Consider the following 20,058-nt stretch of genomic DNA (forward strand, 5'->3'; position numbering starts at 1 on the left):
TTTGATCAGCCGATCTTGCGCTTGGGCAAGACATCCTTCAACTTATCGCGCATATCCCGAATGGCCTTTTCGGTGGTTGGCCAGTCGATACAGGCATCGGTCACCGATACGCCGTACTTGAGATCTGCCAGATTCTCGGGAATGGACTGGTTACCCCAGTTGATGTTGCTCTCCACCATCAGGCTCTGGATCGAGGTATTGCCTTCCAGGATCTGGTGGGTCACATCCTGCATGACCAGCGGCTGAATGGCCGGGTCCTTGCTGGAGTTGGCATGGCTGCAGTCAATCATCATCGACTTGCGCAAGCCTGCTTTATCCAGCGCCTGTTCGCACAGGGCGACGCTCACGGAATCGTAGTTGGGTTTGCCACCGCCGCCACGAAGAACAACGTGGCCGTAGTTATTGCCTTTGGTGCGGATAATCGCCACCTGTCCCTGCTGGTCGATGCCCAGGAAGCTGTGGGGGTGAGACACGGATTTCATGGCGTTCACCGCAACGTCCAGGCTGCCGTCGGTTCCGTTCTTGAAACCGATCGCCATGGACAGGCCGCTGCTCATCTCGCGGTGAGTCTGCGACTCGGTAGTACGGGCGCCGATGGCGGACCAGGCAATGGTGTCCTGCAGGTACTGCGGGGAGATCGGATCCAGCGCTTCGGTGGCTGCGGGCAGGCCAAGCTCGTTGATATCCAGCAGCAGACGACGACCGATGTGAAGGCCCTGCTCAATATCAAAGGTGTCGTTCAGGTGCGGATCGTTGATGAGGCCTTTCCAGCCAACTGTTGTGCGAGGCTTCTCGAAATAGACACGCATAACGATCAGCAGCGTGTCGCTGACTTCATCGGCAAGCTTCTTCAGGCGCGCGGCGTAATCTCTCGCAGCTTCAACATCGTGAATGGAGCAGGGGCCCACCACGACGAATAGCCGGTGGTCCTTGCCATCCATGATGTCATAGATCGCCTGGCGGCCCTTTGAGACGGTTTCTGCGGCCTTGTCGGAGAGCGGCATCTCCTTCTTCAGCGCTTCAGGAGTGATCAGTGCTTCCTGGCTCGCCACATTCAGATTCTCTAGTTTGTTGCCCGACATGTTGTTCTGCTTCCCCGATTCTGATCGTTGCAGCCCTGGTGGACGATAGAATATGCCAACAGGGCTGCAGATTAACGCGAATAGCGCCGGTGCACGGTTGCGGTAAACCCCGGCGAGTTGGTTATACTGCGTTATTTACAGGGCCTTTTCAACGCTTCTTAAGTACGGGGAACGGATGTCGCAAAACAGGCAGAGACCGAAGGATGTGCCTTCCGTTGCAGCGGTTTCAGGCAAGATTGACGATGTCCTGGCCGGCATTCGTGTTCCTGACCTTCCATACCCGGCTGGCAAGCTCGAACCAGACGCCGTCAGCGACTGGCGCCCACTGCTGGTTTCCTGCTGGTCCGAACAGCGTGACGAACGGGTTACCCATGTTATCCGATCTGTTCATCTGGAGTGGTCAGCCCGACAGGTGAACGCCGCCTATGTGGCTGACCGCATCATGGACGTGTTCCTGAAGACGAGCGGCCTGCATCCGAGCCTCGCCCGCCGGGTGGCAAGGCTGCGCTTCTATCTTGCCTGGCGCATGAATCTGGAGGGCAAGAAAGCCTTCAGCAAGGCGCTACTGGAGTGGCTGGACAGCCTTCAGGAGTGGCGCGGCTGGAGTGATTCCGGAGGCCGTTCCGCCAAGGTTCTGATGGATCAGCTGGATTCGCTGGTTATCGCCGTTTCCGCGAGTTTTGAATCCGGCAAGACGGAGCCGGTTAACGAATTCTGTCATCGCTGGCAGGAAGACGCCGGGAAGAGGAATGCCCAGGTTGGAAAGCTCCGCCAACGGCTGCTGGAAACCGAGCAGGGCGCTGCAAAGCAGCGCAAGGCAGAGCAGTCTTCCCGGGCATTAATCGGTCGGGCTCTCCAGGGGCGCAAGCTGCCGCTTCCGATCGTCCGCTTTATACTTGATCACTGGCAGGGTCTGCTGAAACAGTCGATCTGGGATTCCGGTCTCGACGGAGAGAACCTGCGACATGGCAGCAAGTTGCTGGAATGGCTGGTCTGGATTGGTGATCCGTCGCTTTCCGACAAGGACCGTAATCGGCTCTATCACGTGGGCGAACAGATCGGTGATCGGATCCTTGATGTCTGGAAACGGGTTTTTAATGAATCACTGCCTGCGGAGTCCCTGTCCGGGATCGAATCCGCTATGGTTTCCAGGCTGAGAGGGGAGGCGCCGGATCTTGTGGAGGCTCTGCCGGCGGCGGGGAGCTTCCACTGGGACAGCACCTGGCTCAGCTTCGAAGTGCCCGCGGCAGAAGCTTTTGAACCGTATGAGGGGCAATGGTTTGTCGAGGGCGAGGGTGTCGGAGAGCAGCGCCGTTACTTCTATGCGTTCTTGCCGGAATCGGCAGAAATCCTCTGGACGAACGGCGCCGGCGTGAAACTGGGGCTGCAGACCTGGGGCGAGTTTCAGAGGGCCCTTGAGCAGGAGCAGATCCGGCCATTGCCGCAGCTCACGCCGTTCGGAACGGTGCTGGCAGAAACCGTGGAACTGCTTGCCCGTGTCTGCGAGAAGCAGCGTCGGCAGAGGGAGCAGGCGGCGGAAGCTGCCAGGCTGCGCGCAGAGGAATTGAGGCGGGAAAAAGAAGTCGCGGAAGAACGGCGAAGGGCGGAGGAAGCGGAACGTGAAGCCGAGCTTGAGCGCCAGCGGCAAGCCGATGAAGAGCAACGACTCGCCGATGAACAGGCTGAAAAGGAACGGATCCGGAAGGAAAGGACGCTGCTGGCCGAGAAACAGGTGGATGCTATCAAGCTTGGTGGCTGGATTGTCGTTGAACCCGATGAAACGTCTGATGAACCTGCCCGTCTGAAACTGGCCGTGCGCATCAATGCGTCGAGAAAGCTCGTGTTTGTGGACCGTCTGGGCCTGAACAGGCGTGAATTTCTCGAGGACGCCCTGGTTGAAAGGATTGTCGAAGGACGGATCCGGGTTCTGGGAACCTCCGCGGAATTCGACGACACCCTTAGCAGGGTAGTCGGGCGGATTCGCGTTGGCCGCAACTGATATTGCCGAAGCAGGAAAAACAATAATGACAGATAATGACTATAGCTTTGGAACCCGGAATGAGCCGCCCGTTGATCAGGACAATCGGGCAGATTACCGTCTTACGGCGCGAGCCAGGGCAATACTCGAGCTTGAGTCCGGCTTGCCGGAAGAAACCGGAGCCGAGGAGCGGGACCTTGTCTGCGGTATTCGTGATATTTCGGCCAGTGGCCTTTGCCTGACAGCTGACGAACCCCTTTCCCTGGGGGCCCTGCTGCCGGCGAGCGTATTTCTTGGTAACCATGCCCAGCCTTTCGGTCTGATGGTCGAAGTGGTCTGGTGTCGACCCAACGAGTCGAGCTTTCTGGTGGGGGCGCGAATCATTGAGTCTGACGAAACCGCATACGTCGAGTGGGTGGAGGCCGTGGCCTCGGCGATGGCCCAGGATTGACTCTTGTCCGTGCAATCCAACGAAAAGAGCCGGCATAACGCCGGCTCTTTTACGTTCGGGGAGGGTGAGACTTACTCTTCAAGTTCACCCATTCCGGTAATGTTGAAGCCGCCGTCCACGTACATGATCTCGCCGGTAATACCGGAGGACATATCAGAGCCGAGGAATGCAGCAGCATTACCCACTTCGTCGATGGTGACGTTTCGCCGCAGCGGCGCACGCCTGGCATTTTCGGCCAGCATCTTACGGAAGCTCTTGATGCCAGAGGCGGCCAGGGTCTTGATCGGACCCGCGGAAATGCCATTCACACGAATGCCGTCCCGGCCCAGGCTGGCGGCCATGTAGCGAACATTGGCTTCCAGGGAAGCCTTGGCCAAGCCCATCACATTGTAGTTCTGCAGAACCTTCTCAGCGCCCAGGTAGCTCAGGGTAATCAGCGAGCTGCCTTCATGCATCATGCCGCGGGCACCCTTGGCCAGCGCGACAAAGCTGTAGGAGCTGATATCGTGGGCAATGCGGAAGCCATCACGGGTGGTCACGTCGACGTAGTTGCCGTCCAGCTCGTGTCCAGGCGCATAGCCGACAGCATGCACAATGATGTCGATGTTGTCCCAGTGCTTGCCCAGCTCTTTGAAGACGTTTTCAATTTCTTCGTCGCTTGCGACATCGCAGGGGAAAGTCAGCTTGCTTCCCCACTGTTCGGCGAACTTCTCAACCCGTGGCTGAAGTTTTTCATTCTGGTAGGTAAACGCCAGTTCGGCACCCTCGCGGGCGAAGGCCTCGGCGATACCGTAAGCAATGGACAGTTTGCTGGCTACGCCAACGATCAGTGCTTTCTTGCCACTGAGGATTCCCATGGGTCGTTCTCCCTGTGTTCCTGATTTGCGAGCATTATCCCTGAGTGCTCTGGTCGGGGTAACGCTCAAATAGTCGTAGTTGGTTTCTGGTAAAAGAACGCGGCGTTCAGCAGTTCACGGGTGTACTCCGCCTGCGGTGCATCGAAAATCCTGGCCGCGTCACCATATTCCACGATCCGGCCATGCTGCAGCACCAGCAGCTTATGGCTCAGGGCGCGCACCACAGCCAGGTCATGGCTGATAAAGATATAGCTTAGACCATAACGGGTCTGGATAGCCCTCAACAGTTCAATGACCTGCTTCTGCACGGTGCGGTCCAGGGCGGATGTGGGTTCGTCCAGAATGATCAGGTCGGGCTGCAGCACCAGAGCCCGGGCGATGGCAATGCGTTGGCGCTGGCCGCCAGAGAATTCGTGTGGATAACGATGCCGTGCCTCCGGATCAAGGCCAACGTCGGTGAGCGCGCGAATCACTTTGCTGTCGTGTTCGGCTGCGTTTTCCGCGTCGTGGATCTCCAGCCCTTCGCGGACAATTTCGGCAATGGACATTCTGGGACTGAGGCTGCCAAACGGATCCTGAAAGACAATCTGCACGCGCCTTCGCCAGGGCCTGAAATCCTTCTGGTTAAGAAACGCCAGCTCCTCGCCCGCGAGGCGGATACTTCCGGTACTGGCGGTAAGCTTCAGCAGCGCATGGCCGATGGTGGTTTTGCCGCTGCCACTTTCCCCGACGATTCCGAGCGTTTCGCCGCGATTGAGCTGGAAATCGGCGCCCTGCACAGCGTGAAAGGATTCCTTCACCTTGCCCAAAAGGCTCTTTCGTATCGGGAAACGCACGTCCAGTCGCTCAACAGCCAGCAACGGTTCTGCACGTTTATCGAGGGGTAGGGGCGCCTCCGGGGGCTCGGCATCCAGAAGCTTTCGTGTATAGGGGTGTTGTGGGCTGGCAAACAGGGCATCGGTATCGGCCTCTTCCACGAGTTTGCCATGTTCCATGACGGCCACCCGGTCGGCGTACCGGCGAACGATGGTCAGGTCATGGGTAATCAGAAGAATGGCCATACCCAGTTTCTTCTGAAGGTCCCTGAGCAATTCGAGAACCTGTTTCTGGACGGTTACATCCAATGCCGTCGTGGGTTCGTCCGCGATAAGGAGATCGGGTTCATTGGCCAGTGCCATGGCGATCATCACCCGCTGTTTTTGCCCCCCCGACAACTGGTGGGGATAAGCGCCAAGCTTGCTTTCCGGGTTCTGTATCCCCACGAGTTGTAGCAGTTCCAGGCAGCGCTGTTTTGCCTGTGGCCCGCGCATTCCCTTGTGCAGTTCCAGGGTTTCGCCAATCTGCTTTTCCACGGTATGTAGCGGGTTAAGGGATGTCATGGGCTCCTGGAATATCATCCCTATCTCCCGGCCGCGGATCTGGCGCATGCGCTTCTCGGTGGCGGGCAGAAGATCTTCATCGCGGTACCGGATCTGCCCGCTGGGGTAGCTGGTGTGCCGCGCATCAAGGAGGCGAAGAATTGACAGTGCCGAAATGGATTTTCCGGAGCCGCTTTCGCCCACCAGTGCGAGGGTCTCGCCTTCACGGATTGCCAGTGACAGGGATTCGACGGCTGGAAGCCCGTGATCAAAACAGATGGAAAGATCGGAAATCTGAAGTAACTGGCTCATATCAGCTCTTCCTCGGATCGAAGGCATCGCGTACGGCTTCACCCACGAACACCAGCAAGGTGAGCATCAGCGACAGCGATACGAAGGCGGATATGCCCAGCCAGGGCGCATGCAGGTTGGCCTTGCCCTGGGCAATCAGTTCCCCCAACGAGGGTGAACCGGAGGGCAGACCAAAGCCCAGGAAATCCAGGGAGGTCAGGCCGGTAATTGCCCCCGTCAGAATGAACGGGAGGAAGGTCAGTGTGGCTACCATGGCATTGGGGAGTATATGCCGGAACATGATTTTGCGGTTGTCCAGACCCAGTGCACGGGCAGCTTTGACGTATTCGAAGTTACGGGCACGCAGGAATTCCGCACGGACCACATCCACCAGCCCCATCCAGCTGAACAGCAGCATGATGCCCAGCAGCCACCAGAAGTTTGGCTGCACAATGCTCGAGAGAATGATCAGCAGATACAGTACCGGCAGGCCGGACCAGACCTCGATAAAGCGCTGGCCCAGTAGATCAATTTTGCCGCCGTAAAAGCCCTGGATGGCGCCGACCACTACGCCGACAATGCAACTGGCGATGGTCAGGGTAAGGCCGAACAGAACCGAAATGCGGAAGCCATAGATCACCCGGGCTGCAACATCCCGGCCCTGATCGTCGGTCCCCAGCCAGTTCTCTGCACTCGGCGGCGCCGGTGACGGAACCTCGAGATCGTAATTGATGGTGTTGTAGCTGAACCGGATCGGTGGCCAGACCATCCACCCGTTGGCGCTTATCTCATCGGCGATAAAGGGATCGCGATAATCGGCTTCCGTGGGCAGGAAACCTCCAAAGGTTTCTTCCGGCACGGATTGGACCACCGGGAAGTAGAGGTCGCCTTTGTACGACACGACCAGCGGTGAGTCGTTGGCAATGAGCTCGGCGACCAGTGACAGGCCGAACAGGGCGAGAAAAATCCACAAAGACCAGAAACCCCGGCGGTTTTTCCGGAAGTTCCGCAGGCGCCGCTGTTGGATCGGAGTCAGAGACCGGAAACTCACGCACCCTCCCGGCTTTCAAAATCGATCCGCGGATCGACCAGGACGTAGGTAATGTCGCTGATCAGCTTCAGGATCAGGCCCATCAGGGTGAAGATATACAGGGTGCCGAAGATCACGGGATAGTCGCGGTTCAGGGCCGCCTCGAAACCGAGCAGCCCGAGCCCGTCGAGGGAGAAGATCACTTCAATCAGCAGGGAGCCCGTAAAGAACAGAGCGACAAGGACGCCTGGCAGGCTGGCAATCACGATCAGCATGGCATTGCGAAATACGTGGCCATACAGCACTTCTTTCTGGTCCAGACCCTTGGCGCGGGCGGTTACCACGTACTGCTTTCCGATCTCATCCAGGAAGGAATTCTTGGTAAGCAGGGTCAGGGTGGCAAAACCGCCGATCACATTTGCGGTGACGGGCAACGCCAGGTGCCAGAAGTAATCCCCGATTTTCTGGTACCAGGTAAGCTCGTCGAAATTCGAAGAGGTCAGGCCCCGGAGCGGAAACCAGTCGAAATAACTGCCCCCGGCAAACAACACGATGAGCAGTATCGCGAAGAGGAAGCCCGGAATGGCGTAGCCCACCACAATGGCTGAGCTGGTCCAGACATCGAACCTGGAGCCGTCTGTAACGGCTTTCCGGATGCCCAGGGGGATGGAAATAAAATAGATGATCAGCGTCGACCACAGCCCCAGGGAGATCGAAACGGGCATTTTATCGATTATCAGGTCGATGACGCTTTTTTCCCGGAAGAAGGAATCACCGAAGTTGAACGTGGCGTAATCGCCAAGCATCTTGAAGAAGCGTTCGTGAGCAGGCTTGTCGAAGCCATACATGACTTCGATTTCTTTCAGAAGCTCATCGGGTATGCCGCGGGAACCACGCGTGTCGCCGGAAGAGTCGGCTACCTCGCCACCTGTTCCACCACCGGAAGCCCGGGCCAGCGCGCTGCCGCCGTGGCCTTCCATCTCAGCGATAAGCTGCTCAACGGGACCACCGGGGGCCGCCTGCACAATGACAAAGTTGAGCAGCATGATTCCGATCAGCGTGGGGATGATCAGCGCCAGACGCCTGAGTATGTAGATGCCCATTTGGCGGCGTTTTCCTCAGGGCTTCGCCCACCAGTTGTCCAGATCAATGCCGTTTTTCGGCGTCTCGGCTGGACGTTGCAGATGGTTCCAGTAGGCGACACGGTCGCTTCTCAGGTGCCAGTGAGGAATCACATAATAGTGGTGCAGCAGAACCCGGTCCAAGGCGCGAACCCGGTAAACCAGTTCCTCTCGGTTTGGCGCCTGAATGACCATGTTCACAAGCTCGTCGATCACCGGATCGCTCACGCCCATGTAATTCCGTGAGCCTTTGGCATCCACGGTGGATGAATGCCAGTATTCCCGCTGTTCATTGCCCGGGGAATCCGATTGGCCGAACACCTGGGTGATCATATCGAAATCGAATTCCCGCAGGCGCTGGATGTACTGGTTGCTGTCCACGAGGCGTACGGTCACATCGATACCGAGACGGCCGAGGTTGTTCTTGAAAGGCAGAACCACCCGCTCGAAGCTTTTCTGGAACAGCAGGATTTCGAACGCCAGTGGTTCGCCGGTTTCGCCGTGTACCATCTTGCCATCGCGGATGATATACCCGGCGGACTTGAGCAGACCCAGAGCCGTCCTCAGATTCTCGCGGAGGCCCTGCTGGCCTTCGGTGGTGGGTGGCTGGTACTCCTCGGTAAACACATCATCGGGCAACTGATCCCGGTAAGGTTCGAGTATTTCCAGTTCACGGCCGGTGGGGAGACCCGAGGAAGCGAGATCGCTGTTTTCAAAGTAGCTGTCAGTACGGGTGTACTGGTCGAAGAAGAGGTTCTTGTTGGCCCACTGGAAGTCGAAACCATAGGCCAGCGCTTCACGAACCAGCGGGTCGGAAAACACCTTTCTGCGGGTGTTGAAGGCAAAACCCTGCATGCCTGAAGGCCGGTGATGCTCGATGGCTTCCTTGATGATCGTGCCGTTTTCGAAACGCTCCCCGGTGTAGGCTGTGGCCCAGTTCTTGGCAGAAGACTCCAACCGGAAATCGAAACTGCCGGCCTTGAACGCCTCCAGCGCCACGGTGTCATCGGTGTAGTAGTCGTAGGTGATCTGATCGAAGTTGAAGCGGCCATTCCGGACGCCAAGATCCTGTGCCCAGTAATCGTCAACCCGTTCGTAAGTAATCGACCGGCCTGCTTCGAAGTCACCAATCCGGTAGGGGCCACTGCCCAACGGCGGGTTGAGGCCATTCTTGCCAAATTCGCGATCGGCCCAGTAGTGTTGGGGCAAAATGGGCATCTGGCCGAGGATCAGCGGCAGCTCCCGATTGCTGGTTTCCTTGAAGTCAAAACGTACTCGCTGAGGGCTTTCTATCGTGACTGTTTCGACGTCAGCGTAGTAGTTCCGAAAGAAGGGGTGCCCCTGGGTAGTAAGCGTGTCGAAGGAGAATTTCACATCCTCAGCGGTAATGGCTTCGCCATCGTGGAACCGCGCCTGTTCACGGATATTGAAAACCACATAGCTCCGGTCTTCGGGTGTCTCCAGGGATTCGGCAATCAGGCCGTAGGCCGAAAAGGGCTCATCGTCAGACGACTCAAGGAGTGTGTCATACAGATAGTTGCTGATGCCCGCGGCGGCAACACCCCGGATATCAAAAGGATTGAATGAGTCGAAGCCGTTGGCAACAACCGCCATTTTCAGGGTGCCGCCTTTCGGGGCTTCCGGATTCACGTAATCGAAGTGGCTGAACCCGGCGGGGTATTTGGTGTCCCCGTGCATGGCAATGCCATGGGCTGGCATTGCCTCGTCGGCGACGGAAAAGGGTGAGATAAGCGGTGTGGCAATAAGTGCCAGGGCTGATAAAAACGACGTAAGGGATGAGGCTTTCCGTGTTCTTGTCATAAGTCTCGCACGTCAGGGACTGTTTCGGATATCAACGTAGAGTACCAGACTTTGCCCGGGTTGCAGATAACGGGCGGTATTCAGATCGTTCCAGCTTGCGATGTCCCGCACATTCACGGAAAACCTGCTGGCAATCCGGGCAAGGGAGTCGCCTTTGCGCACCCGGTAGCCTACTTTCCGAACCATAGCCTTGCCACGGCCACTGTTGGCTGCCACAACCGTCGGCTGACTGGTTTTGGACCAGATGACCAGTTCCTTGCCGGGTATCAGCGGATCGCCCGGCGCCATACCGTTCCAGGCAGCAACTTCACGTACGGACACCCGGTGCTCGCGGGCAATGTCCCAGAAGGTGTCGCCCTTGCGCACCGTGTAACGAACCTTGTTACCGTCCCGCTTACGCTCCTGTTTGCGCTCAAGGCGCTGGGAGGCGCTCAGGGCGTAAGCATCGCTGCCCTTGGAAGCAAAGGGAATCATCAGGCGCTGGCCAATTCGTATCAGGTCGCTGTCCAGATTGTTGACCTGCTGCAGCACTGACGGCGTTGTGGAGAACTTGCGGGAGATCGAATTGAGACTGTCTCCGGATTTGACTTCGTAGTTGCGCCAGGACACCCGTTGATTGGCTGGAATTTCAGCCAGGGCGGCACGGAACGTCTCCGCATTCCCAACCGGAACGAGCAACCGGTGAGGTCCATCCGGCGAAGTTGCCCAGCGATTGTAGGAGGGGTTCAGGAGGTAGATCTCGTCGACATCTACTCCGGCCAGTTCTGCCGCCTGGGCAAGGTCGAGCTGGGAGCCGGTATCAACAACTTCGAAGTAGGGTTCGTCTTTCAGCGATGGCAGTTCGATGCCATAGGCCTCGGGATTGTCGAATATTTTCGCCAGAGCAATCAGTTTGGGGACGTAGTGTCTGGTCTCCCGGGGCAGGTGAAGAGACCAGAAGTCTGTCGGCTTGTTGGCGTTCCGGTTGCGGCGCATGGCGCTGGAAACCGTGCCGCCGCCGCTGTTGTAGGCGGCAAGGGCGAGCGTGTGGTCGCCATCAAACCGGTTTGCGAGGCGCTCGAGATAGGTCAGGGCAGCGTCGGTTGCGGCGATGACGTCACGACGGTCATCGTGCCACCAGCTCTGTGTCAGGCCAAAGTATTTGCCCGTGGAGGGAATGAATTGCCAGAGACCGGCCGCGCGCCCATGGGAGTACGCAAACGGATCGAACGCGCTTTCAACAACGGGGAGCAGAGCATATTCGGCAGGCAAGCCCCGCTTTTCGGTCTCGTTGACGATATAGTGAAGGTAGCGACTGCCGCGTTCCACAACCCGGTCAATGTAGCCGGGATGTCGGGCATACCAGTTCAACTGGTCCCGAACCCGTTCATTGTCGATATCGTGATCCAGAACAAATCCTGAGCGCAGTCTTGCCCACAGATCTTGCTCAACTGCCTCCGCCTCAGCGGTTTTCTGAACCGGATTGTCGAGCTTCTCCCGGGCATCCCTGGCAGCATCCTTCAATTCCGGAGCAATAGCTTCGTCCAGCGGCTCGTCGCGGGCAGCGTCACGGTTTTCTCCGGTCTCGACAGCTTTCTTGAGCCCTTCATCGCCCGCGGCGACCGTGACTTCCTGTGTGTTCAGCGGGCTTTGCTCTCCCTGGCTGATCAGGCTGGTGCAGCCACTTGCGAGGGCTCCGGCGAAAAACAAAAACGACAATCGTCTGGCCGACATAACAGCATCCGGGTTCAGGTTGAGGCCGGATTCAGCATCTGAAACTCCGGCATATTGAACAATTTACGGTCACAATTTTGAAATGATTCTATGGGACCGATTAAAAAGGGGTCAAGAAACCTCTCGTTACGGCTCTGAGAGGATTTGTTAAGTGCGTATCACCAGGCGTCAGAAATTATCCTTGCCGTGGCGAATGGCCGCAAAAATAGCGTTATCGGAATCGGCGGGCAGGCCGCGGCTTGAGCAATAGGCCCGGGCGGAGTCCACTACCGCCGGATCATCCCACCGCAGAAACGGATTGAGCCGTTTCTCGTTCTCGAGGATTGAAGGAACCGTCGGTTCTCCTGCATCGCGGGCGGCCTGACACTCCTGCTCGAACGTCCGGAGACCTTCGTCTTCCGGCAACCAGCTGCGGGCAAAGCGCAGGTTCGCGAGGGTGTACTCGTGGGCGCAGTAAACGGCGGTCTTGCCAGGCAGCGCCCGGAGGGTCTGAAGAGACTGACGCATCTGCTCCGGTGAGCCCTCGAACAGACGTCCGCATCCACAGACAAAAAGGGTATCGCCACAGAAGAGAACCGGCCGACCATTTACCTCGACGTCGGTGAAGTAGGCAATATGATCGAGAGTATGGCCGGGAACGCCCAGGACCTGGAAGGTGATATCTTCCCAGATCACCTCGTCACCGGGATGAACCAGGTTGGTACTGCCTTTGTAGGGCGAATCCGCGGGGCCCGTTACCCTGCAATCCGGAAAACGGGAGAGCAATTCTTTGACACCGCCGACATGGTCCGGATGATGGTGGGTCACCAGAATGGTATCCAGGGTCAGTCCGTTCTCGGCCAGATGGTCCAGGACCGGTTGGGCCTGGCCCGGGTCCACGATCAGCGCCTTGTCGCTGGCGGTGTCGGAAAGGCACCAGATATAGTTGTCACTGAAGGCGGGTATGGCGGAAATGGTCAGCATAGGGCCCCACATGTGCTTATCGAATGTGACTGATATGATAGAGCATTAAATACAAGGCCCCAACCATGGGAAAGGGCTTCCTGGAGTGGCGCATTGGTGAGTGAATCCGAGGCAGTTGATTATTCCGCCAGACATGAGAGCTTTGAGCGCTGGTTCCAGACCCCGCTTGGTCGGGCACTGTTGGCCGACCAGAGACGCTTTGTCGACGCCGAGCTACAGCGTCTGACAGGCGCCAGGCAGTTGCAGGTGGGGATCAGCCATCGGCTGCCATTGGCTACCGGCACGGATTTTTCCCAGAAGATCATGACAGCGCCAAGATGGTATCCCCATATTCCGGATGGAGTCGCCATCTGCGATGCCGACGAGCTGGCCTTTCCCGGTGACTCGATGGATCTTGTCGTGCTGCATCACACGGCCGATTTCTCTCCTTACCCTCACCAGGTGATTCGCGAGGCGGCGCGCGTGCTCCGGGGAGAGGGCACGATGGCGCTGTTTGGTTTTAACCCTCTGAGCCTCTGGGGCGCGCGCAAACTGATCTCCAGGAGCAGCGAGGGCCCGTGGGGCGGTCGCTTCCTCTTGCGCGGACGCATGGAAGACTGGCTGCACTTGCTGGGCTTTAATGTCGAAGCGTCGATTACCCGGTTTTTCAGGCCACCACTGCAGCGCAGTGGTCGCAAGCCGACGAGCCGGATTGACAACCGTTTGTCCGGAAATCGACTCCTGCCAGTAGGCGCCTATTACTGTATCCTTGCCAAAAAACGCGTCCACGCCCGGTTGCCAAGGCGCCCCGTCTGGCGCCAAAGCAAGGTGATTGCCCTGCCGGGCACCGGTACCGTTGGCGCCTCCCGAGGTTGCAGCCGCAGTGGCTCGCCGATTAACAGACCGAAGTGAATCACCGAAAATTAAATCAGGAGGCTGAATGGCCGGCAAGGTAACCCTCTATACGGATGGCGCCTGCAAAGGCAACCCCGGGCCCGGCGGCTGGGGCGTGGTTTTGCGCTATGGCGACAATCGAAAGACCCTGCACGGCGGGGAGGCGAATACCACGAACAACCGCATGGAATTAATGGCAGCCATCCGTGGTCTGGAGGCCCTGAAGCGCCCGTGCGAGGTGGAGCTGTTTACGGATTCGCAGTACGTGCGCAAAGGCATTACGGAATGGATGGCAGGCTGGAAGCGGAACGGCTGGAAGACCTCCGCGAAAAAGCCCGTGAAGAACGAAGATCTCTGGCGCGAGCTGGATGCCGAAGTGGCCCGGCACCAGATTAACTGGCACTGGGTAAAAGGGCACTCTGGTGTTCCTGACAATGAACTGGCGGATGAACTGGCCAATCGCGGTGTCGACGAGCTTTCCGGCGCATAGATTCAGAGCGCATAAATACAGTTAACCAGGTACAGGCAATGAGACAGATCGTACTGGATACAGAAACCACGGGTATCGACCCGGCAGAAGGTCACCGGATCATCGAGATCGGTTGTGTTGAATTGATGGAGCGCCAGCTCACCGGCCGCAACTACCATGTCTATATCAACCCGGACCGTGAAGTAGAGGCTGAGGCGATCACTGTTCACGGCATCACCAACGAGTTCCTTGCCGACAAACCCCGTTTCGCGGAAATCGCCGATGAGTTCTTCGAGTTCATCAAGGGCGCCGAGCTGGTTATCCATAACGCTGCGTTCGACGTCGGCTTCATGGACTCGGAATTCGCCCGTCTCAAGCCGGTACGGAAAACCGCGGACCACTGCGGAATCGTGGACTCGCTCGCTATCGCAAGGGCCCGTCACCCGGGGCAGAAGAACAACCTTGATGCGCTCTGCAAGCGCTACGGTGTGGACAACAGCAACCGTGACCTCCACGGCGCGTTGCTGGATGCGGAGATCCTGGCCGATGTTTACCTCCTGCTTACCGGTGGCCAGACCGCGCTGTCACTGGATGCCGGATCCGAGAACGGTGGCGGTAACGGCGGAATTCGAAGGCTGCCTGCTGACAGAGCGCCCCTGTCGGTGGTTCGTGCCTCCAGTTCAGAGGCCGAAGCCCACGAAGAGTTCATGTCCCTGCTCGAAAAACAGGCGGGCGAAACTGTGTGGGGTAAACTCCAGAGCCCGGAATGAGAACTGGGTCGGGCTGTACCAAATGTTACATTCCGCCTTTCTTGAGGTACTTGAGTTTTATGTTATAAGTAATGATAAGTTCGCCAGTTTTTTGCGAACTGGCTTTGGCCGGAAAAGGGGTTAGCCGGCCCAGAACAAAAAGGCCTGGTACGCGACAGCCGGACCAGTGACCACCAAAGAGGATGCGGTAGTCTCCGCAACATTAACGGGAAGCGTTTATGGTTCAGTCGTCTCTCGCGACGAAATCGCAGTCGTTTGATCTGGTCAAAAGTGAAATAGAGCAGACCATCAAGCAGGCAGAATCCAGCCTTGAACGCTTTCAGGAAAACCGCGAAAGGGGTGAGGATCTCCAGAACTGTGTTGATTTCATCAACCAGTTGCGGGGCATTTTTATTCTGGTGGAGCTGCGGGGCGGAACCCTGCTGTGCCAGGAAGCAGTAACTATGGCCAACGACGTTCCCGTTGGCGCTAATGACGACAAAAACATCCTCCTTACTACCCTCAATAGCGCTCTGTTCATTCTTCGGCGCTATGTCGAGTACTATCATCAGCAGCGGGAAGATCATCCCGAGCTGTTGCTTCCCGTGATCAATGACCTCCGAGAGGCCCGCCGGGAAAAACCCTATCCCGAATCCTGTTTTTTTGATGTCGATGTCAAAGAGAGGCCGGATTTTTGTGCCGGTTTGTCATTGCAGCCGTTTGAAGGCAATGAGGCGGATTACGAAGTCATGGCGCGTCGCATGCGCCTGACCTTCCAGGTTGCGCTTTTGGGAATTCTTCGCGACCGGAACGATGTGGTAAACAAGAAATTGATTGGCCGCGCTTCGAGAGGACTTGCCCGCCTTTGCCAGGGCGCACCTATGGGGCAGATGTGGTGCCTTGTCGGCATTGTTGCGGACACCATGCTTGATCGCGCTATGGTCTTTAACAAGGCCCGCAAGCGCATGTTCATGCGGATCGAGAAGTACGCCCGGGAAGTGGTGTACGTGGGCAAGGTTGCCACGGGTAAAGACGCGCCGGATTCGCTGATTCGGGATCTGGTCTATCTGCTGTACCGCAGCGGGTCTGCTAACCCTGAAGTTACCGAGGTGTTATCCGCTTACCATCTCGCGCCGGCGGATTTTCCGGATTCCATGCTGGAAGCCCATGCGCGCAGGTTGTACGGTCCTGGCAGTGATGTCCTTAAATCCCTGTCAGAAGCCCTTCAGGATGAACTGAACCAGTTGAAGGACAAGCTGGACATCATTGAACGCGGTATCGAGCCGGATCTGGCGGAGCTGTCTTCGATTGCCGATGCCCTCGAGCGACTGGCCAACACTTTGGTGATGCTTGACCTGAACAAGCTGGCGGGCGTTTCCAGAGAAGAGGCGAGCAAGCTTAGGGGTTGGGAAGCAGAATCTCGCTTGCCCGGTGATGATGAACTGTATCGACTCGCCGATTCCGTCCTGGGAATTGAAGACGCCGTCATGCAGATCGTGACCCGCGGCATCACGTCGGAAACCGACGCGTTGGCCGGTGGTGAACGCAAGCGGGAGGAGTCTGTGTACCTCCGCGAGGCGCTCTATGTCGTGGCTGACGAAGCCCGTGGGGCATTGACCCTGGCAAAGCGTGCAATCACCGCTTTTATCGAATCCGACTACGACAAACTGCATCTTGCCAATCTGCCTGCAACCCTGCACAGCATCTGGGGTGGCCTGCAAATGGTGAATGATCCCGGAGCCGCCGGGGTTCTCGAGCGGGTTGCGGCTTCAATCCAGGAGCGCTTGCTGGATGCGAAGGAAGCGCCAGCCGCCCAGGTGCTCGAGGCGCTGGCGGACGCTCTGACTTCGCTGGAGTACTACATCGAGAGTATTGGCAAAAGCGAAGACCGCAATGTAGATCTACTGAAACTGGCTGAATCGTCGCTGGACGATGTAGGTTTGTAGTTCCATGTCCCACACGCTCGCTATCATTGTACTGGCCGCTGCCGGCGCTGTGATGGTTATAGCGGGCCTGCTGTTTTTCAGGCACCCCCGATGGTTGCTCACCTGGATTAAAGGAACGGCGGTTTTCGGTGTCATTCTGGCCGGTTTATATGTCCTCGTGATTGCGGTAAATCTGAGCAGCTATCATTCACTGGTAGGCTTGCAGACCGCGGCAAGCATCTCCACCCAGAGACAGGCCGAACAGATCTGGCAGGTTTCCCTTCAGAGTCAGGATGGGTTGTCTGTGGTGAGAACGCTGCAGGGCGATCAATGGCAGATTGACGCCAGGATTCTCCGTTTTACCGGCCCCTTCCGTTGGCTTGATATCGCTCCCGGTTACCGGCTCGAGCAATTGAGCGGGCGTTACACGTCGCTTGAGCAGGAGCGGTCGGCTCCGAGGACTTCCATAGGCCTCGCTGAAGGCATCTGGCCTGATCTCTGGCAGTGGGACCGTCAATTCAACTTGCCGTTTGTGGAGGCCGTGGACGGAAGCATGACGTTCATGCCAATGCGGGATGGGGCTGTTTTCGAGGTAAAGCTATCCTCTTCGGGTCTGGTTGCTGTTCCGGTAAACGAGCAGGCGAGGGAAGCCGTGCAGTTCTGGAATCAATAGATTCTCGGGCATAAAAAAAGCCTGCGTCGAGACGCAGGCTTTTTTGTGCTTGACGGGGGGCAATCAGCCCATCTTGAACAGTTCGCCCAATTTGGTTGCCAGCATCATATCGCCTTCGGCGCGCAGTTGACCTGCCATGAATGCCTGCATGCCGTCGGTCTCGCCTGAAACGATGCCCTGCAGGGTTTCGGAGTTCATGATCAGGGTAACGGATGGATCGTCATGGGCGCCTTCGTGCATTTTGCAGGTGCCGTCATTAATAACGAGGTGGTAGGTCTTGTCGTCCTCGATGTCGAACTGGAATACCAGGTCCAGGCCTTGAGCTGCGTCTGCGTTGAAATTCTGTTCGAGTTGTTCAAATACCTGAGCTACAGACATTGTTTTACCCTTTTGATGGTTGTCTAGTCATGATCACGACGGCTTGATGTCCCTGGCTGCACGAGCCTGATCGGGTGCCCGGGTAGAGCCGACCTCGCAATCCGACTTTATGGTGAGTGGTCGGCCCTGTCAAGATTGATCGAACGCTTGTTTTAATTTTTTTGCTCTCCTTATCACCATAAATTCGGTAAGTTACACTCTTGTTCCCGCACACTGAGTTGGAGAAGCACTTTGGAGTTCCTGACAGAATACGGTTTGTTTTTGGCCAAGATCGTTACTTTCGTGGTGGCGGCCCTGGTAGTGATCTCTGTCATCATGTCCGCGGCCCAGAAGGATCGGGGCGATCATGAGGGCGAGGGAGAACTCAAGATCCGGAAACTCAACGAGAAATACGAAAAGCTGCGTGAAACGATTCAGTCACGGCTGATGTCTGATCATCAAAGAAAGGTGTTCCAGAAGGCCCGGAAAAAGGCTCAGAAGGCGGAGAAGAAAGCGGCCAAGGCCGCGAAGAATACCGATGAGCAGGATGACAGTCGTGGTCGCGTCTATGTTCTGGATTTCGACGGCGATATCAAAGCCAGCGACACAGATCCGCTTCGCAGGGCAATTACTGCGGTGCTGAGTATTGCCGATCCGGAAAAAGACGAAGTGGTTATCCGCCTCGAAAGCGGTGGTGGGCTGGTTCATTCCTATGGCCTTGCGGCCGCCCAGCTGGACCGGATTCGCAGCAAGGGTCTTCGCCTCACCGCCTGCGTTGACAAGGTGGCGGCCAGTGGAGGCTACATGATGGCCTGCGTCGCAGACAGGATCGTTGCTTCGCCCTTTGCCATCCTGGGCTCGATCGGTGTGGTTGCCCAGCTTCCGAATTTCCATCGTTTCCTCAAGAAGAACGACGTGGACTTCGAAGTGCTCACCGCTGGAGAGCACAAACGCACCATGACTATATTTGGTGAAAACACCGATAAAGGACGACAGAAATTTCTGGAAGATCTTGAAGACACTCACGGTCTTTTCAAAGAGTATGTCAGCGAACGCCGGCCGGACCTGGACATTGCAGCCGTTGCCAATGGAGATATCTGGTTCGGCAAGCGAGCGCTCGAAGTGAAACTGATCGACGAGATCAAGACCTCCGACGAATATCTCATTGAAGCCTGCGACCGGGCAGACGTAGTCTCAGTGGCATATCAGCGCAAGCGGACCCTTCCGGAAAAACTCGGATTGGCCACCAGTTCGGCGCTTGAACACACTGTCTGGAAAGTCCTGGGCGCCTTCCGCAACCAGAAGTTCCAGTAGACCACCGAAAGCGGAGAAGAATGATGACCACCAATTCCGAATTCAAGGCCTGGCGCGTTGAAGAGCAGAACGGCGAGTATGTCGGTGCGGAGAAATCTTTGAGTACTGCCGACCTTCCTGATGGTGACGTCCTGATACGGGTAAGCCACTCTTCTCTCAACTACAAGGATGCGCTGTCGGCTTCCGGCAATAAGGGCGTTACCCGTTCCTTTCCCCATACCCCGGGTATTGATGCAGCAGGAGAGGTCGTCGATTCCGACACTGGCAACCCCTCGAACGGCAGTCCGGTTATCGTGACCGGGTACGACCTGGGCATGAATACAGACGGCGGTTTTGGCGAATACATCCGCGTACCTGCCGCCTGGTGTGTTCCCATGCCGGAAGGATGGAACACTCGTACCGCTATGATCTATGGCACCGCCGGCCTCACCGCCGGTCTCTGTGTTCAGAAGCTTCTGACTATGGGCGCCAAGCCGGAGCAGGGCAAAGTCGCTGTTTCAGGAGCCTCCGGTGCCGTTGGCACCGTTGCGGTGGAACTGCTTGCCAAACTTGGGTTCGACGTCGTCGCCATAAGCGGCAAGGCCGACCATGCAGACGATCTCAAAGCTCTTGGGGCTAAAGAAGTTGTGGGTCGTGAAACCCTGGCCGAGGAAAAGAAACCCCTCGTTAAACCGGCATTTGCGAACGCTGTCGATACGGTGGGTGGTAGCCCATTGGCCGAACTGCTCAAGCAGATCAAGCCTGGTGGCTCAGTATCCTGTTGTGGTCTCGTAGCCGGTCCGGGCCTTCAGACCACCGTGCTGCCGTTTATCCTGCGAGGCGTGAATCTGCTGGGTGTCGATTCGGTAGAGATTCCCCTGCCAGAGAAAGAAGCGGTATGGAAGAAATTCTCCGGGGAGTGGGCGTGTCCGAAGACCGAAGCGTCTGCCCGGGATATCGGTCGCAGTGAGCTGGATGGGGCGCTGAAGGCGTTCTTGAAAGGTGAATCAGCCGGCAAGATTGTCCTGGATCACTCTAAATAAGAAGCGACTCC

18 protein-coding genes are annotated in these 20,058 nt (G+C 57.2%); 9 read left to right on the forward strand and 9 right to left on the reverse strand.

Features of this window, described 5'->3' with window-relative positions; genetic code table 11:
- Positions 1 to 5: 5 nt before the first annotated feature.
- Positions 6 to 1,082 (reverse strand): 3-deoxy-7-phosphoheptulonate synthase, encoded by a 1,077-nt coding sequence (locus MDHKLMBL_RS14920; protein ID WP_008171726.1) that lies wholly within the window; start codon positions 1,080 to 1,082, stop codon positions 6 to 8.
- A gap of 175 nt (positions 1,083 to 1,257) precedes the next feature.
- Here MDHKLMBL_RS14920 and MDHKLMBL_RS14925 point away from each other — a divergent pair, with 175 nt between their 5' ends.
- A complete protein-coding gene (locus MDHKLMBL_RS14925; RefSeq protein WP_053115363.1) occupies positions 1,258 to 3,081 on the forward strand; it encodes a DUF1631 family protein in 1,824 nt (607 codons plus the stop codon).
- A gap of 25 nt (positions 3,082 to 3,106) precedes the next feature.
- Entirely contained in the window at positions 3,107 to 3,511 is a 405-nt protein-coding gene (locus tag MDHKLMBL_RS14930) for a PilZ domain-containing protein (RefSeq protein WP_008171722.1), read from the forward strand.
- Positions 3,512 to 3,582: 71 nt separating this feature from the next.
- Here MDHKLMBL_RS14930 and MDHKLMBL_RS14935 read toward each other — a convergent pair whose 3' ends face one another.
- From MDHKLMBL_RS14935 to gloB, 7 genes are all read right to left on the reverse strand, one after another.
- Positions 3,583 to 4,368 (reverse strand): enoyl-ACP reductase FabI, encoded by a 786-nt coding sequence (locus MDHKLMBL_RS14935; RefSeq protein ID WP_008171720.1) that lies wholly within the window; start codon positions 4,366 to 4,368, stop codon positions 3,583 to 3,585.
- Between the two features lie 65 nt (positions 4,369 to 4,433).
- Positions 4,434 to 6,038 (reverse strand): ABC transporter ATP-binding protein, encoded by a 1,605-nt coding sequence (locus MDHKLMBL_RS14940; RefSeq protein ID WP_008171718.1) that lies wholly within the window; start codon positions 6,036 to 6,038, stop codon positions 4,434 to 4,436.
- Position 6,039: 1 nt separating this feature from the next.
- Entirely contained in the window at positions 6,040 to 7,068 is a 1,029-nt protein-coding gene (locus tag MDHKLMBL_RS14945) for an ABC transporter permease (RefSeq protein WP_008171717.1), read from the reverse strand.
- Positions 7,065 to 8,150, reverse strand: coding sequence for a microcin C ABC transporter permease YejB (locus MDHKLMBL_RS14950; RefSeq protein WP_008171714.1), 1,086 nt, complete (start codon positions 8,148 to 8,150; stop codon positions 7,065 to 7,067). The genes MDHKLMBL_RS14945 and MDHKLMBL_RS14950 overlap by 4 nt, the downstream gene beginning before the upstream one ends.
- Before the next feature lie 15 nt (positions 8,151 to 8,165).
- Positions 8,166 to 9,989 (reverse strand): extracellular solute-binding protein, encoded by a 1,824-nt coding sequence (locus MDHKLMBL_RS14955; RefSeq protein WP_039881892.1) that lies wholly within the window; start codon positions 9,987 to 9,989, stop codon positions 8,166 to 8,168.
- 12 nt (positions 9,990 to 10,001) lie between these two features.
- Positions 10,002 to 11,702: a LysM peptidoglycan-binding domain-containing protein gene (locus MDHKLMBL_RS14960; RefSeq protein WP_008171711.1), complete on the reverse strand. Its 1,701-nt coding sequence runs from the start codon at positions 11,700 to 11,702 to the stop codon at positions 10,002 to 10,004.
- Positions 11,703 to 11,870: 168 nt separating this feature from the next.
- Entirely contained in the window at positions 11,871 to 12,665 is a 795-nt protein-coding gene (gene gloB, locus MDHKLMBL_RS14965; RefSeq protein ID WP_008171709.1) for a hydroxyacylglutathione hydrolase, read from the reverse strand.
- Between the two features lie 96 nt (positions 12,666 to 12,761).
- Here gloB and MDHKLMBL_RS14970 point away from each other — a divergent pair, with 96 nt between their 5' ends.
- From MDHKLMBL_RS14970 to MDHKLMBL_RS14990, 5 genes are all read left to right on the forward strand, one after another.
- Positions 12,762 to 13,556 (forward strand): class I SAM-dependent methyltransferase, encoded by a 795-nt coding sequence (locus tag MDHKLMBL_RS14970; protein ID WP_014577168.1) that lies wholly within the window; start codon positions 12,762 to 12,764, stop codon positions 13,554 to 13,556.
- Between the two features lie 28 nt (positions 13,557 to 13,584).
- Entirely contained in the window at positions 13,585 to 14,028 is a 444-nt protein-coding gene (rnhA, locus tag MDHKLMBL_RS14975) for a ribonuclease HI (protein ID WP_008171705.1), read from the forward strand.
- A gap of 38 nt (positions 14,029 to 14,066) precedes the next feature.
- A complete protein-coding gene (gene dnaQ, locus MDHKLMBL_RS14980) occupies positions 14,067 to 14,777 on the forward strand; it encodes a DNA polymerase III subunit epsilon (RefSeq protein WP_008171703.1) in 711 nt (236 codons plus the stop codon).
- Positions 14,778 to 14,995: 218 nt separating this feature from the next.
- On the forward strand, positions 14,996 to 16,702 hold the full coding sequence (locus MDHKLMBL_RS14985; protein ID WP_062784213.1) for a FimL-related protein: 1,707 nt from the start codon (positions 14,996 to 14,998) through the stop codon (positions 16,700 to 16,702).
- A 4-nt stretch (positions 16,703 to 16,706) separates the two neighbouring features.
- Positions 16,707 to 17,354: a hypothetical protein gene (locus tag MDHKLMBL_RS14990; RefSeq protein WP_008171698.1), complete on the forward strand. Its 648-nt coding sequence runs from the start codon at positions 16,707 to 16,709 to the stop codon at positions 17,352 to 17,354.
- A 63-nt stretch (positions 17,355 to 17,417) separates the two neighbouring features.
- On the opposite strand, the gene MDHKLMBL_RS14995 is transcribed toward MDHKLMBL_RS14990, so the two are convergent.
- A complete protein-coding gene (locus MDHKLMBL_RS14995; RefSeq protein WP_008171697.1) occupies positions 17,418 to 17,732 on the reverse strand; it encodes an SCP2 sterol-binding domain-containing protein in 315 nt (104 codons plus the stop codon).
- 231 nt (positions 17,733 to 17,963) lie between these two features.
- Here MDHKLMBL_RS14995 and sohB point away from each other — a divergent pair, with 231 nt between their 5' ends.
- Both sohB and MDHKLMBL_RS15005 read left to right on the forward strand, forming a co-directional pair.
- Positions 17,964 to 19,025, forward strand: coding sequence for a protease SohB (gene sohB / locus MDHKLMBL_RS15000; protein ID WP_014577164.1), 1,062 nt, complete (start codon positions 17,964 to 17,966; stop codon positions 19,023 to 19,025).
- Positions 19,026 to 19,048: 23 nt separating this feature from the next.
- The gene (locus MDHKLMBL_RS15005; protein ID WP_104271244.1) at positions 19,049 to 20,047 is read left to right on the forward strand and encodes a YhdH/YhfP family quinone oxidoreductase; all 999 of its coding nucleotides are present in this window, start codon (positions 19,049 to 19,051) and stop codon (positions 20,045 to 20,047) included.
- The last annotated feature ends 11 nt before the right edge of the window (positions 20,048 to 20,058 follow it).

The organism is Marinobacter flavimaris (assembly GCF_002933295.1).
Classification (GTDB): Bacteria; Pseudomonadota; Gammaproteobacteria; order Pseudomonadales; family Oleiphilaceae; genus Marinobacter; species Marinobacter flavimaris.

Coding starts and splice junctions, on each gene's coding strand:
- MDHKLMBL_RS14960 (WP_008171711.1), bottom strand. CDS start 11,702: ATGTCGGCCAGACGATTGTCGTTTTTGTTTTTCGCCGGAGCCCTCGCA.
- rnhA (WP_008171705.1), top strand. CDS start 13,585: ATGGCCGGCAAGGTAACCCTCTATACGGATGGCGCCTGCAAAGGCAAC.
- dnaQ (WP_008171703.1), top strand. CDS start 14,067: ATGAGACAGATCGTACTGGATACAGAAACCACGGGTATCGACCCGGCA.
- MDHKLMBL_RS14940 (WP_008171718.1), bottom strand. CDS start 6,038: ATGAGCCAGTTACTTCAGATTTCCGATCTTTCCATCTGTTTTGATCAC.
- MDHKLMBL_RS14925 (WP_053115363.1), top strand. CDS start 1,258: ATGTCGCAAAACAGGCAGAGACCGAAGGATGTGCCTTCCGTTGCAGCG.
- MDHKLMBL_RS14920 (WP_008171726.1), bottom strand. CDS start 1,082: ATGTCGGGCAACAAACTAGAGAATCTGAATGTGGCGAGCCAGGAAGCA.
- MDHKLMBL_RS14955 (WP_039881892.1), bottom strand. CDS start 9,989: ATGACAAGAACACGGAAAGCCTCATCCCTTACGTCGTTTTTATCAGCC.
- MDHKLMBL_RS14995 (WP_008171697.1), bottom strand. CDS start 17,732: ATGTCTGTAGCTCAGGTATTTGAACAACTCGAACAGAATTTCAACGCA.
- MDHKLMBL_RS14985 (WP_062784213.1), top strand. CDS start 14,996: ATGGTTCAGTCGTCTCTCGCGACGAAATCGCAGTCGTTTGATCTGGTC.
- MDHKLMBL_RS14950 (WP_008171714.1), bottom strand. CDS start 8,150: ATGGGCATCTACATACTCAGGCGTCTGGCGCTGATCATCCCCACGCTG.
- MDHKLMBL_RS14935 (WP_008171720.1), bottom strand. CDS start 4,368: ATGGGAATCCTCAGTGGCAAGAAAGCACTGATCGTTGGCGTAGCCAGC.
- MDHKLMBL_RS14930 (WP_008171722.1), top strand. CDS start 3,107: ATGACAGATAATGACTATAGCTTTGGAACCCGGAATGAGCCGCCCGTT.
- gloB (WP_008171709.1), bottom strand. CDS start 12,665: ATGCTGACCATTTCCGCCATACCCGCCTTCAGTGACAACTATATCTGG.
- MDHKLMBL_RS15005 (WP_104271244.1), top strand. CDS start 19,049: ATGACCACCAATTCCGAATTCAAGGCCTGGCGCGTTGAAGAGCAGAAC.
- MDHKLMBL_RS14990 (WP_008171698.1), top strand. CDS start 16,707: ATGTCCCACACGCTCGCTATCATTGTACTGGCCGCTGCCGGCGCTGTG.